This is a genomic window from Atopobium minutum 10063974 (assembly GCF_000364325.1).
GTDB classification, from domain to species: domain Bacteria; phylum Actinomycetota; class Coriobacteriia; order Coriobacteriales; family Atopobiaceae; genus Atopobium; species Atopobium minutum.
In genome coordinates this window covers 220,053-232,766 of the sequence record NZ_KB822534.1, presented here as the reverse complement: position 1 = coordinate 232,766, position 12,714 = coordinate 220,053, and the positions used below count along the sequence as shown (strand labels likewise).

Here is a 12,714-nt window from a genome sequence, read left to right as displayed (position 1 = left end):
GGAAGTAAACGTTACCTAACAAATAACATATACGTATAAATGATGCTAATTCTAAAATGCTCGGCACTTGTCTATGGCCACATGGATATACTAGAATCATAGGCCCCAGTGGAGGGGGCTCTTCTAGGAAGGAGAACAATAATGGCAGATGAGCAGACTTACACGTTTCGTTGCACCGTTTGTGGCTATGAGGTAACCGTCAACACCCCCGAGCTTCCCGAGGATTTTGTATGCCCTGAGTGCGGTGTTGGCCCTGAGATGTTTGAGCTGGTAGAGGACTAAAGTTTTAAGCTAGTTGGTTTTGATCGTATCTAAGGATTGTTTTGAGGCGCGCGCAAAATACAGTAGAATCCATTGAACTTGCTATCTTTTTGGCGCTTTCTGGCGGACTTATGGATGCGTATTCCTATTTGGTACGCGGTCATGTGTTTGCTAATGCGCAAACAGGAAATCTCCTATTGTTTGGTGTTTATATGGCTACTGGAGAATTTGCACGTGCCTCTCACTATATCTTGCCAGTCATTGCCTTTGCGGTAGGCATTGGACTTACTCATCTTGTTTCTCTTACCTGGAAGTATGAGAACTTTACTTGGCATATTGAAGCCGTAATTTTTGAGATAGTTGTATTGGCATCAGTGGGGTTTGTGCCAGAAGGCAGGCCACTTTTGGCCAACTGTATTACCTCTTTTGCTTGTGGTATTCAAGTTCAAGCGTTCCGTGTATTGCATGGTCGCCCGTTTGCTACCACTATGTGTATTGGTAATTTACGATCTGGCACTCATGAACTTGTGACATTTCTGACTACCAAAAAGAAGCAAGCTCTTGAGGATGCATTGCTATATTACGGTGTCATTATCTTTTTTGTCTTTGGTGCCATTTTAGGCAGTGGACTTATTCCACTCTTAGGTACCCACACCATATGGGTCAGCCCTGCACTTTTAACAGCTGCGCTTATTATCCTGTTGGTAAATAAATGTCCGCATGCTAAGACTCCTAAAAAAGCAGCTCAGCAAAAATCTAAGAACTAATTACCTGATAAAAGGGTATACTGCATACACGGACTTATAGCTTTATGCTCTAAGTAGGTTCTTTGAAAATGGTGGCCATTGGTCCCGCTTTTTTGGGGGCGATTGGTTTCGACAAGGTAGTTCTGAGGTGGGCAGCAAGCCGTGGTCTCCTCGCCACGTTAAACAGGGGTACCGTCAAATTGAATTGACAACAACTCTTATCAGGGCTCTTACGCCCTCGCTGCTTAATTTATACAAGCGGCCGTCAAACTAAGGATTGCTTCCGTTTTTAGCGCGACGTCATTTGAGGAAGATGCAGCTGTGGATGTAGTTGGTATGCCATAGCTTAAGACCAAACCAGCTGGAACAAACACGCGGGTCACTGGGTGTAGTTTGTTTGAGATCTAACCAGTAACTGAGCTTGGAGACACCTGCCAGGGAAGTGCTTTGGACCGGAGTTCGATCCTCCGCGCCTCCACCATGCAATTGATAAGCGTCTATCGGCATATCTGCTGGTAGACGCTTTGTTTTAGCCTATTGAGAAATAGCTACTTTTACGTAAAATCTTATAATTCTTACATGTTTTTACAGGGTTAACAGATTTTTAGCAGATGAAATCTCATTGTTAGAAGTCTTACAGAATTTTATAGATACCGTTAAAACAAAAATCCTACCGTTTTTATAGTGGATGATGGCGGACGGATTTTAGCAGTGGTAGAAGGAGAGAGAAACTGTAAAAAAATAAAATCTTACCTTAAAGGAGAAGAGATGTATTATTTCGATATAGAGATCTCTTGCTAAGGCACTTATAGCTTGAGTTGTTTCAGGTGGTGGAGGAAGTGTTTATACCGCAGCTGCTGATTTTGCATTTGTAATGTGGAGGTATGCTATATGATGAAAACTCATTTACCAGAAACATATCAAAAAGCTGTAAATATCTTTTTTAGCGCCATAGTGATATTGCAGATGGTTCTTTGCCTTCCTTTTATTAGACAGATGATTCCATTTCCTGCCTATATATACGTGCCTCTTTTTCTGTTTCCTATTGGGATCGGAGCGCTTGGTAAAATATATAAACAGAGATGGATTGTAGTGATTGCAATTTTAGGTTTAGTGTGTGTTAGCTACATCACAGTCATTTTGAGTGGGATACAGGTAAGCGGATAATATGACTGCTTCTTAGCACTACCACACGATGTGCTAAATTTGCTGGTAGACGCTTATGCTTTCCAGGTTGCAAAATCTACGTTATCCAAAGACCAGTGAACATCGCGGATATAGTCTTGTAAAGCTAAGCCATCTCCTTGCTCAAATAAGCTGATGATCTGTTCATGCTCCTCATTTGCCCTACGCATATTATCGAGTGCGGATAGGTCGTCGCGTTCATAGGCACGTCTAGAGATTTGCTGATTAAGCTCAGCAAGTGTGCGCTGAAGCCGCGCGTTGCCGCACTTGTTGATATAGAGCTGATGAAATTCAAGCTGCAGATCGTAATAGCGCTGTGTGAGTTTTCCTACAACCGCCAGCTCCATTGATTCATGCAAAAAATGCAGTTCAGCAAGGTCGCCACTCGTCATATGGGGCAGTGCCAAAAAGGCAGCACGCCCATCAAGTGGTCCGATCATCTCAAATACTTCACGCGCGTTGTCCGCACTAAAGCCACGCACGCGAAATCCTTTTTGAGGAACTCCCTCAAGGTATCCATCTCCGGCAAGCTCGCTCAGGGCCTCACGTACCGGTGTTCTGCTCATGTGTAGGGCCTCGGCAATTGATTTTTCAATAACCCGAGTGCCCTCAGTAAGCTCTCCCGCCTGGATGCAGTCAACAATATAGCGATAAGCCCGCTCCTTAAATGAGTGCGACTGTGGTGCAATGCTCATAGATAGCTCCTTTGTATCAAATTGTATACATTATAAACATCATAATCACTTAGATCAAATACCATTACTTTTCCGCTTACCGACGTAATAAAGCCATATAAAACTCCGTGACAATACGATGTCTGCTTTCTATCATTTTTTGTATACATTATGCATATAGAGATTATCTGTCGAGAAAGGAACTTCTCATGGCTTCAAATTTCACTCATGCAATTGTCCGCAAGCCATCGCGCTCCGTCATTGATGGTCTTACCGGTAGTCCTGAGCTTGGAAAGCCTGACTACAAGCTTGCCCTTGAGCAGCATGATAACTATACCGAGGCTCTTAAGCAGGCAGGTGTTGAAGTCACTATTCTCCCTGCGCTTGAAGAGTATCCCGACAGTGTGTTTGTCGAGGACACAGCTGTTATTACTCCAAAGGGTGTTGTTTCCGACCTGCCTGGTACAACTTCTCGTCACGATGAGGCCAAGCTCATGCTTCCAACCTTACGTGAATTTTTTGATGAGTCCCAAATCAAGCAGATTACCGAACCAGGAACGCTTGAAGGTGGCGACGTTATGATGGTGGACGATCACTACTATGTAGGTCGTTCTAAGCGCACCAATGACGAGGGCTTCCGTCAGTTTACGGCTTTCCTGGCGGATTGGGGTATGACCACTGAGCAGGTGCCTGTTGAGCATATCTTGCACCTCAAGACTGGCGGTACGTATGTTGAGGATGGCAACCTGCTTGTTTCTGGTGAGTTCAAGACTGCTTCCGCATATCGTCGTGGCCAGTTCAAGAACATTTTTGAAGTGCCCGATGAAGAAGCCTATGGTGCAGACTGCGTTCGCATTAACGATAAGATAATCATGGCTGCTGGTTATCCTCAGGTAGAAGCACAGCTCAAAGCGTGGGGCTATGACATTATCGCAGTTGAAATGAGCGAGTTCCGCAAGATTGACGGTTCCATTACTTGCCTGTCACTGCGCTGGTAAGAATATAAAACGCTGCTACGTACGCCGTTGGTAAAACGGCGTACGACGTATGAAAGGATCTGATATGTCTGAAGAGACAGGCTCCTCAAAAACAGCGAAGGGTATCGGACTCTTTGGTTTGATCGGTCTTGTCGTAAGTTCTTGTATTGGTACGGGCGTTTTTGCACTTACGGGTCAGCTTGCTAGCGTGGCTTCTCCTGGTGGCATTCTCATTTCATGGTTTGTTGTTGGCCTTGGTTTTCTTTGCTTGGCGTTTTCACTCAACAACCTTATGGTAAAGCGTCCCGACGTTAACAATGTGTATGCCTATGCAACCGAAGGCTTTGGGCCGTTTACGGGTTTTCTTTCTGGCTGGGGATATTGGTTTAGTGCATGGTGCGGCAATATTGCCTTTGCCACAGTTTTGGCTTCGACGCTTGGTTATTTTATCCCTTACTTCTTGCCAGGGAATAATATAGGGTCCATTCTTATGGGTTCCGTTGTTACTTGGCTGCTCGTGTTGCTTGTTATCCGTGGTATCGAAAGTGCTTCGTTCCTCAATGCCCTTATCATGATTATTAAGGTAGCAGCGCTTGTGATGTTTTGTGTCTTTGGTATTGCGTTGTTTAATGCGGGAATTTTTACCGCTGACTTCTGGGGCAATATTCACGACGCTGCAGTTGCTGCTGGAAGCACGGGAAAAGATGCGGTAAGTTTTGGCAGTGTTGCCAACCAAATCACAAATTGCCTCATTACCATGATGTGGGTCTTTATCGGCATAGAGGGTGCAAGCGTTGTGACCAAGCGAGCCCGCAAGCGTGAACAAGCCGGCGTTGCCACCATTATTGGGTTGCTGATAGTGCTGGTTGTTTATCTGGGTGTTTCGCTGCTGCCCTATGGCTATATGTCGTATATCGAAGTCGCCAAGCAACCGTATCCTGCGCTTCTGTATGTGTTTGAGCAAATGGCACCTGGTTGGGGCGGCGCATTCATTTCTATTGCCATGCTCATCTCAGGATTTGGCTGCTGGCTTTCCTTTACTTTGCTTCCGGCTGAAGTCACCAAAGACATGGCAAGCGATAAGCTCTTAGGAAGCTGGTGGGGCCAACTCAATAAGAACAATGCACCTGCTCATTCACTCATTGTTGTTGGCTTGTGTGCACAAATCTTTTTGATTACCTTGCTTTTCTCGGGGGACGCCTATAATTTTGCTCTTTCGATGTGTACTATTACGATTGCTATTACCTGGTTTTTAGCTGCTGCTTATCAGGTCAAGCTTTCGTATCAGCGTCATGAAACTGGTCAGCTTGTTGTTGGTCTTATTGCGGCTGCATTTATTGCGTATGGCACCATTATTAGTGGCTGGTCCTATTTGCTGCTGAGCTGTTTAGGTTATATACCAGGCATCATCTTTTATGTTCTTGGGCGCAAAGAGCAAAATCTGAGCAGTTTTACCAAGCGTGACTATCTGCTTATTGCTGGCATCTGTGTGGGTGCTGTTGCAGCAGTTGCTCTGTTGTTGGTGGGCATCATTACCATTTAATCTTAGAGTAGCATTGCTGATAAACAAGGTATTTTTGATAAACTAAGGGCTTGCGTTAGAGTTGATGTATTCCAGAATTTTGGGGATGCAAGAAGCTACGCAAGCCCTTTTCTTTATACAGAGAGATAAGATTTAATATATATTTAGCAAGAGCGTGCTCAGGCTTGATTTTTATAATTAATTTAACCCTATTTTATCTTTCCTAAAAATAAATTTAGTTTTGTAATTTTGTGTTCATAAAACCACTTAAATGAGAGCATTTTGCTTTTTGTGAAACAAGTTCTCAAAGACATGTGCTAAATTGTCTCCACAATTTTGAACGGGAGTATATTTTAGGGGGTGACAATGCTGAATGTCATGCCGCTTTGCGCTGCTCTGTATGGACTCATTTTTTCGTTTATGTTGCCTCGCTTAACAGAGATGCTCGTTGATTTTAAGCAGGCTCAGCGCAAACGTGAAATCATTGCAAATAATTCTAAGCTTGCATTTACTGCGGCCGGTTTTGCTCATGCACTATTCTGCATTGCCTGTGGTGTTTTGCTTCCTGTGCCCCTTGTTATTCCAGTGCTTCTTCTGACAACCATTTGTATTGTCAGCTCTTTGGTAGACAACATGCTTCGCATCATATCCAATGAAGCGGTTTTAGCTGTTTTGCTCATTGGCATTGTGTATTGAATCCTTGAGGCTGGACCTGTTTCTCTTCTTACAGGTGCTGCTTGCATGCTTGGCATAGCAACAATGTTCTTTTTAGCTATGGCTATTACAAAAGCACGAAGCGGTTCACGTGGTGTTGGTGCTGGTGATATTAAGCTAGCGATGGTATGTGGCTTTATTGCGGGATGGCCTGCTGTGGTGTATTTCCTTATGGGTCTGGCTGTCTCTTCCATTGTTTATTTTGCCGCCAAGTGGCTTATGAAAAACTTCACCTTCATGGCGTATTTTCCCATGTGCTCCTTTATTTCCATTGGGCTTGCAACTGCAGTCTTGTGCCCATACATCCCAAGCTTTACACAGGTCTTAGGAGTTTCGTTTTAATGAATACCTTTGCGTACATATCAAAAAATTTGTGCAGGAGTCATTTTGTTAGTGTATTGGCCGATGAGGAGTCTGGTCAAGCGCTTGTAGAGTACGCCCTAATACTTTGTTTTGTGGTGCTTATTTGTATTGGCTCATTACAAGCAATGGGAAAAGCCGTAAAAAGCCCTCTTAAATTAGTCGTCGATAATCTGAGCAAACCAAGTCATCCCTAATGCTCAGTTTCGAAATAGTTAGTTCTGTAAGGTAGGCCAATTGCGTTTAGAAAGGAGAATACTATGAACAACGCAATTGCTTGGTTTAAAGATGAGGAAGCTGGTTAGGGTCTCGCAGAGTACGGCCTGATCATCGCTCTTATTGCCGTGGTCTGCATTGCTGCACTTGAAGCAATGGGTACCGGTGTAATGTCTAAGCTGAATCAGATTAATGAGAAGCTGAAGTAGTATCTCGGATTTGTCGAAAGACAATTGGGTCGGCAGCATTGTCTGTCGGCCCAATTCCCCTTTTTTGTTGGATGTAATACGAGCAGATGAGAGGCATAGATGGCCGGTTTACCTGTGGATAAGAAAAAACAGCTGAGGACTATTGCTGTCGTCTCTGCTGTGCTCATTATTGTTTTAGCTGCCTATCTCCTGGTAGTCCCAAGGATAATCCAGAAAGGCGGTCAGGAAAACGAATCAATTCGTAAAGTTGTTGTGGTTAAGAATTCCATTCCTGCATTTGCTCAGATTATATCCGATATGTTGGAAGAAAAAGAAGTGCCCGCAACAGAGCAGAATGCAAATGCGGTTAAGTCCATTGATGAAGTAACAGGCTCCTACACGCTTGTGTCGATGGTTTCTGGGGAACCCATCCTAAAGAACCACATATCTAAACCTGATCAAAATGGTATGAGTTCTGGATTAGGTACCAAACTTGCTCAGGGTATGCGTGCCATGACGCTCAAGGTTGACGATGTGTCTGGTATTGCTGGATTGCTCAGAGTTGGCAACCGCGTAGACATCTTGTTTGCTATGAACGCGGATAAGTCTGCTACGTCTGGAAGCGTTAACCATGAAGTCAAAAACGACACCACTGCCGTGTATCTTGTTCAGAATGTGCCTATTTTAGCTCTGAACAAAAACCTTACGTCAGAAAATAAGACTTCTGAGGGTGATTCCTCTGCGGCTTCTTCGTCAAATATTTCATCGTATTCGCTGGTAACGATGCAGCTTACTACCGAACAGGCACAACAAATAACCGCTGCTATGGCATCGGGTGGCAAGTTGTATTTGGCATTACGTCCTCAGGATGATGGCGATGCAACAGTACAGACTGCACCTATTAGTACAAGCGACATCATTCTTAAGTAGTGGAGGGTCATCGTGACAACGAACGTATATTTGTATGGTGACGAGTCCGCGTGCAAATCGGTGCTCTATCCTATTTTTACTGGCGAGGAAACCTACAAGATCGTAGGAGCCTGCTCTCGCGAGACTGATGTATTGCGCGGAGTAAGCGGTGCTGGTGCTGACATATTGGTTGTGTACGTAGATGGTTCTGATGCCGTGCTTCGTGGCGTACAGCAAGTATATGCACTTAGACCAGGCATCATAATCGTGGGTATTGTCGCCCAGTCCGCAATTCAAGATACAAGAACCCTGTCTTCTGGTATCCAATATGCCTACGATGAGCATATGTCCAAAAAGCAAGTACTTGATCAGCTGCACGTGGTACTTACGGTGGAGCGCAGTCGCATAGAAGCGCTGTCCGGTGCTATGGTTGTGGCCGATACCAAGTATATGAGCTTCGTTTCTGCAAAAGATGGTGTTGGTAAGACAACGGCACTTGTAAATACAGCGGTTGCCTTGGCACGTTGCAACAAGAAGGTTGTCGTTGTTGATTGTGACATGCTCTACGGCGATGTGGGCTGCTACTTTGGTATCGACTCAGGCAATAACGATATTGGTGAGCTGCTTCAGGAAGTAGGGGAACCCACCATTGACGATATTCGCCAGCATCTTGTTATTCATGAGTCCGGCGTAAATGTTTTTGTGCGGTCCTCGTGGACCTGAGATTGCCGAGAAGATCAGCCCTGCGCAGGTATCTAGGGTTCTTATGGCTTTGCGTGGCTATTACGATTATGTCTTAGTGGATACTGGCACTACCATTGACGATACCTTTATTGCAATTTCTGAGGCAGTGGGTGACATTTTTGTGTGCGTACGTCCAGACATTGCTGTGCTTAAGCATACTAAGACACTTCTTTCACTGATGCACAGCCTGGGTATGGCATCCAAGACGAGCTTAATCATTTCTTTTGTCAGCCCCGATACGCGCATTACTACGAATGACGTTGTGTGTGTACTTAAAACCAACCTTGCTTTTGAGATTCCCTATGATTGGGCAAATTGCTGCTCTGCTAGCAACAATGGTGTGCCCATAGCGTTAAGCGCACCTAAAAATCCCGTTTCTCGTTCCGTAGTGGATCATGCGGTGCGTATAACGGGGCATGTTGCAGAGTCCGTTGCAGGGCGTCATAGCAAGGGCAGAAAGAATTCTGGTGGTCCAGTACCGCTTACAGTTGCTGAGACTTCTCAAAACAGGGGCAAGCGTCGCGGGTTTTTTGGCTTAAAAAAGGGATTTAAATGAGTTTAATCGAGCGCCTTGAGCAGGCACGTACTGGTATAGCGAGCACTGATGTAGGTTCTTCTGGGGGCTTCTCGTCAGCAGAGGCTTCTGTGGTAACGCCTACAGCTAATCGTTATGCCATGCTCAAGAAAAGTGTTCAGGCAGAAGTAATCAGGCAGGTTAACTCACAGGACCTTTCTTTAGATGTGGAGACCGAAGAGGGTATGCGTGAGCTTATCGCTCGTATCCTGATTGCCGAGGCCGCAGAGGTACCACGCGCAGATCGTTCTGCCATTGCTGATGATGTGTATTCTGAGGTTGCTGGCTTAGGTCCACTGGATCGTCTGATGGATGATCCTTCCATTTCCGAAATTATGGTCAATGGTCCCAAGCGTGTGTATATTGAGCGCAAGGGTAAGCTGATTTTGAGCAATGTTACCTTTGAAGATGACGCCCATGTTGTGCGCATTTTGGATCGTATCGTAAGCAAGGTTGGGCGTCGTGTTGACGAAGCAAACCCTATGGTAGACGCCCGTTTATTGGATGGATCCCGCGTTAACGCTATCATTCCACCCATTGCGCTGAATGGTCCCTCCATTACTATTCGCCGCTTCTCGTCCGCGCCTTTGCAGATTGCCAATCTGATTGAGGGTGGTTCGATCAATTACGCTATGGCCTCATTTTTGGAGGCTTGTGTTAGAGGCAAGGCCAACATGGTAGTTTCTGGCGGTACCGGCTCTGGTAAAACCACCTTGCTCAATATTTTGTTGGGTTTTGTTTCTGGCGATGAGCGCATTGTTACCATTGAGGACGCCGCCGAGGTCCAACTTGAGCAGGATCATGTGGTTTCGCTCGAATCACGTCCCGCCAATGCAGAGGGCAAGGGTGCTGTTGTTATTAGAGATCTGGTAAAGAACGCTCTGCGTATGCGCCCTGACCGCATTATCGTTGGTGAGGTTCGTTCTGCAGAGACCTTGGACATGCTGCAGGCCATGAATACCGGTCATGAAGGATCGTTGACTATGGTACACGCAAACTCTCCTCGCGATGTTATTTCTCGTATGGAAACCATGATTTTGATGGGTGGCATTGAGCTGCCGGTTCGTGCAATTCGTGCTCAAATTTCTTCTGCTTTGGACATTATTGTGCAGCAGGCACGCTTTAGGGATGGTTCACGTAAGATCGTGAGCGTTTCTGAAGTTCTGGGTATGGAAGGCGACAATATCACCCTGCAGGACATCTTTGTGTTTCAGCCAGATGGCCTGGATGCAGGTGGACGCATTAAAGGCAGCTTTGTAGCAACGGGTATTCGTCCCAAGATTTTGAAGAAGTTTGAAGAGTCGGGCATCATGATTCGCGACGAGTGGTTTGTCTAGGCGGTAGCTATGGATACAATCATCATTTTATAATCGTTGTCTGTGCTCTCCTTCTGGGGCACTGTCTCTATTTGCTGCATACATCGAGTACTATTGCAGAGCGTTTAGAAGAGATAGAAAACTCTGATAACGACAGTTATGCTCAGCGTCCAAGTGATAAAAAGACAGAGCGCAAGCAGATTAAGCTGAATATCCAGGTATCTGATCGCCCGAGGGAAGAAATTCGTAATTCAGGTCTCCAGATACGGGTTGAGGAGTTCTTGCTTTTTTGGATTACCGTACCTTTTGTCGTGGGTATTTTGAGCGTGTTTCTTACGCATAATTTGTCTCTCAGCGCCATAGCGACCCTTGCTGCGTCGGCAATACCTCCTGTTGTTCTGCGTATTGCTCATGCTCGGCGTTTAGCAAAGTTTGATTTACAGCTCTACGATGCCGTTATGCTACTGTCAAATGGTCTGCGTGCTGGTTTTTCATTTGAGCAAGCTCTCTCTTCTGCCGCTGCTGACATGCCTGAACCTATCGGAGAAGAATTTGCCCGTGCTGTTGCAGAGATGCGTTTGGGCACACCGCTAGAAGATGCGCTTGAGGGTATTTGTGATCGTACCAATAATGCGGATATGCGTCTGATGACCTCTGCTGTTATGGTACAGAGGCGTGTGGGTGGCAATTTGTCACAAATTTTGGACAATATTGCCGATACCATACGTGAGCGCGTCCGACTTCGTAATAAGGTTAATGCACTTACAGCACAAGGCCGCATGTCCGGCCTTATTGTGGGCTCTTTGCCCGTGGTCATGTATTTCATTATTTCAGGTATAAACCCAGGCTATATGAGCACGTTCTTTACCTCTGCCTTAGGCATGGCATTGCTTTTGGCCTGCTCAATTCTTGAGTTTGTAGCCTTTGTTCTTATTCGTAAGATCACAAAGATTTAGGAGGTGAACAGTGGAATTTAGTTTTCTTGTCATAGTAGTGCTGGTCGGTGTGTACCTTGTTCTGTTTTTGATTCTTTCAAAGCGTTTAAGGCACGATCGTGTTTCAGATCGCTTGGAAGCTATTGAGCAGATGGATGCATCGGTCCTTTCGATGCCCAAAAACGAGCCAAAGACACTGTATCAGCGCGCTCTTAAGCCCTACATGGATCGTGTCTTTATGGTATTTGGTAACGCTATTCCGCTGGACACTAAATCTCAGGAACAACTCACTAATGATTTGCGTAGTGCTGGTAGTCAACAATCCGCTCGAGAATGGCTTGCTCAGCGCGTATTACTGTCACTGATCATGGGCGCTATGGGTTGGGTATTTATTAGGCTCCTATTTGGCATCATATTTGTACTGGGTGTCTATATCTTATCGCGCTTTATGCTTAAGGCTCAGATTACAGAGCGCAAAAATCAGATTGAAACGGATATGCCTGGCTCACTTGACCTGCTAAGTTCTTGTGTGAGTGCCGGCCTTGGTTTTGACCAGGCACTTCAGCACGTTGTCAATCGCACCAGCGGTCCTCTTTCTGATGAGTTCAAAACAACGCTTCGTGAGATATCTTTAGGCGGATCAAGGCATGAAGCACTGACTTACCTCTCTGAGCGCTGTGGGGTAGAGCCCATGCGCAACTTTGTAACTGCTGTTAATCAGGCGGATAAGCTCGGTGTTCCCATTGCAAATATCTTGGTTGCTCAGTCGGAGTCAATTCGTGAGTACCGTGCGGCGCAGGTAGAAGAACGTGCGGCAAAAATGCCCATTAAAATGATGCTTCCGCTCGTAGTGTGCCTGCTGCCTTGTCTTCTTATTGTGCTGCTCGAGCCGGCGGCTCTCAACATTATTGAGACCCTGCATTTGGGTTAGGTTTTGTTTGATGGTTGTAAGGATGAAATACCAAGATGTAGGGATGAGACGTCGACAAAAATGTCAGAAAAGGAGCATGCGCATACCATGACAGTTTGTGTGACCAACAAAGAGAAGACATGTGAGGTCAAGGTAGAAGAGGCTACAAGCTTTAGCTCTCGTCTCCGTGGCCTTATGTTGCGTAAACCGCAGGACGTTCATGGGGGTCTTTTGTTGTGGAACTGCTCGTCAGTGCATTGCTGCTTTATGCGCTTTCCTATAGATGTGGTGTATCTGGATGGCAGTATGCACGTGCTCTACAAAGAAGAAGTCAAGCCGTGGCGTCTGGGCGCGTATGTTCGTGGAGCAAAGCATGTTCTGGAGTTGCCGGCAGGACAGGCGGCAGCCCTGAGCGTGGGTGACACTCTTAGTGCCCAGCCAATAACACCATCTGAATACAGGGATAAAAACTAGAAAGGGGTG

15 protein-coding genes and 1 other RNA gene are annotated in these 12,714 nt (G+C 45.7%); 15 read left to right on the top strand and 1 reads right to left on the bottom strand.

All coding sequences use genetic code 11. The features are described 5' to 3' along the window. The first annotated feature begins 141 nt into the window (after positions 1-141). From HMPREF1091_RS07825 to ssrA, 3 genes are all read left to right on the top strand, one after another. Positions 142-282: a rubredoxin-like domain-containing protein gene (locus tag HMPREF1091_RS07825; protein ID WP_002564274.1), complete on the top strand. Its 141-nt coding sequence runs from the start codon at positions 142-144 to the stop codon at positions 280-282. A 41-nt stretch (positions 283-323) separates the two neighbouring features. Continuing rightward, positions 324-1,028, top strand: coding sequence for a YoaK family protein (locus HMPREF1091_RS07820; RefSeq protein ID WP_002564273.1), 705 nt, complete (start codon positions 324-326; stop codon positions 1,026-1,028). A gap of 94 nt (positions 1,029-1,122) precedes the next feature. After that, positions 1,123-1,488, top strand: a transfer-messenger RNA (tmRNA) gene (gene ssrA / locus HMPREF1091_RS08265). Positions 1,489-2,227: 739 nt separating this feature from the next. On the opposite strand, the gene HMPREF1091_RS07810 is transcribed toward ssrA, so the two are convergent. Further along, positions 2,228-2,887, bottom strand: a complete 660-nt coding sequence (locus HMPREF1091_RS07810) for a GntR family transcriptional regulator (protein WP_002564270.1) — start codon at positions 2,885-2,887, stop codon at positions 2,228-2,230. 188 nt (positions 2,888-3,075) lie between these two features. Between HMPREF1091_RS07810 and HMPREF1091_RS07805 the strand changes: the two genes are divergently transcribed. The 12 genes from HMPREF1091_RS07805 to HMPREF1091_RS07750 all read left to right on the top strand — a co-directional run bounded on the left by HMPREF1091_RS07805 (position 3,076) and on the right by HMPREF1091_RS07750 (position 12,705). Further along, a complete protein-coding gene (locus tag HMPREF1091_RS07805; RefSeq protein WP_002564269.1) occupies positions 3,076-3,864 on the top strand; it encodes a dimethylarginine dimethylaminohydrolase family protein in 789 nt (262 codons plus the stop codon). A gap of 64 nt (positions 3,865-3,928) precedes the next feature. After that, positions 3,929-5,386 carry a basic amino acid/polyamine antiporter gene (locus tag HMPREF1091_RS07800; RefSeq protein WP_002564268.1) on the top strand — a complete coding sequence of 486 codons (1,458 nt, stop codon included), beginning with the start codon at positions 3,929-3,931 and terminating at the stop codon, positions 5,384-5,386. Between the two features lie 345 nt (positions 5,387-5,731). Next, the gene (locus HMPREF1091_RS08165; RefSeq protein WP_002564267.1) at positions 5,732-6,061 is read left to right on the top strand and encodes a hypothetical protein; all 330 of its coding nucleotides are present in this window, start codon (positions 5,732-5,734) and stop codon (positions 6,059-6,061) included. A 45-nt stretch (positions 6,062-6,106) separates the two neighbouring features. Next, positions 6,107-6,421 carry an A24 family peptidase gene (locus HMPREF1091_RS07795; protein WP_002564266.1) on the top strand — a complete coding sequence of 105 codons (315 nt, stop codon included), beginning with the start codon at positions 6,107-6,109 and terminating at the stop codon, positions 6,419-6,421. 341 nt (positions 6,422-6,762) lie between these two features. Next, the gene (locus HMPREF1091_RS08590) at positions 6,763-6,864 is read left to right on the top strand and encodes a hypothetical protein (RefSeq protein ID WP_196792768.1); all 102 of its coding nucleotides are present in this window, start codon (positions 6,763-6,765) and stop codon (positions 6,862-6,864) included. A gap of 99 nt (positions 6,865-6,963) precedes the next feature. Continuing rightward, entirely contained in the window at positions 6,964-7,773 is an 810-nt protein-coding gene (gene cpaB / locus HMPREF1091_RS07780) for a Flp pilus assembly protein CpaB (protein ID WP_002564264.1), read from the top strand. A 12-nt stretch (positions 7,774-7,785) separates the two neighbouring features. Further along, positions 7,786-8,475 (top strand): AAA family ATPase, encoded by a 690-nt coding sequence (locus HMPREF1091_RS07775; RefSeq protein WP_002564263.1) that lies wholly within the window; start codon positions 7,786-7,788, stop codon positions 8,473-8,475. Next, positions 8,447-9,052: an AAA family ATPase gene (locus HMPREF1091_RS07770; protein ID WP_002564262.1), complete on the top strand. Its 606-nt coding sequence runs from the start codon at positions 8,447-8,449 to the stop codon at positions 9,050-9,052. The genes HMPREF1091_RS07775 and HMPREF1091_RS07770 overlap by 29 nt, the downstream gene beginning before the upstream one ends. Then, positions 9,049-10,407, top strand: coding sequence for a CpaF family protein (locus tag HMPREF1091_RS07765; RefSeq protein WP_002564261.1), 1,359 nt, complete (start codon positions 9,049-9,051; stop codon positions 10,405-10,407). Before HMPREF1091_RS07770 ends, HMPREF1091_RS07765 begins: the two co-directional genes overlap by 4 nt. 71 nt (positions 10,408-10,478) lie before the next feature. Then, positions 10,479-11,342, top strand: coding sequence for a type II secretion system F family protein (locus HMPREF1091_RS07760; RefSeq protein WP_021736011.1), 864 nt, complete (start codon positions 10,479-10,481; stop codon positions 11,340-11,342). Positions 11,343-11,352: 10 nt separating this feature from the next. Continuing rightward, positions 11,353-12,252 (top strand): type II secretion system F family protein, encoded by a 900-nt coding sequence (locus tag HMPREF1091_RS07755; protein WP_002564259.1) that lies wholly within the window; start codon positions 11,353-11,355, stop codon positions 12,250-12,252. A gap of 87 nt (positions 12,253-12,339) precedes the next feature. Further along, the gene (locus tag HMPREF1091_RS07750; protein ID WP_002564258.1) at positions 12,340-12,705 is read left to right on the top strand and encodes a DUF192 domain-containing protein; all 366 of its coding nucleotides are present in this window, start codon (positions 12,340-12,342) and stop codon (positions 12,703-12,705) included. Positions 12,706-12,714: the final 9 nt, after the last annotated feature.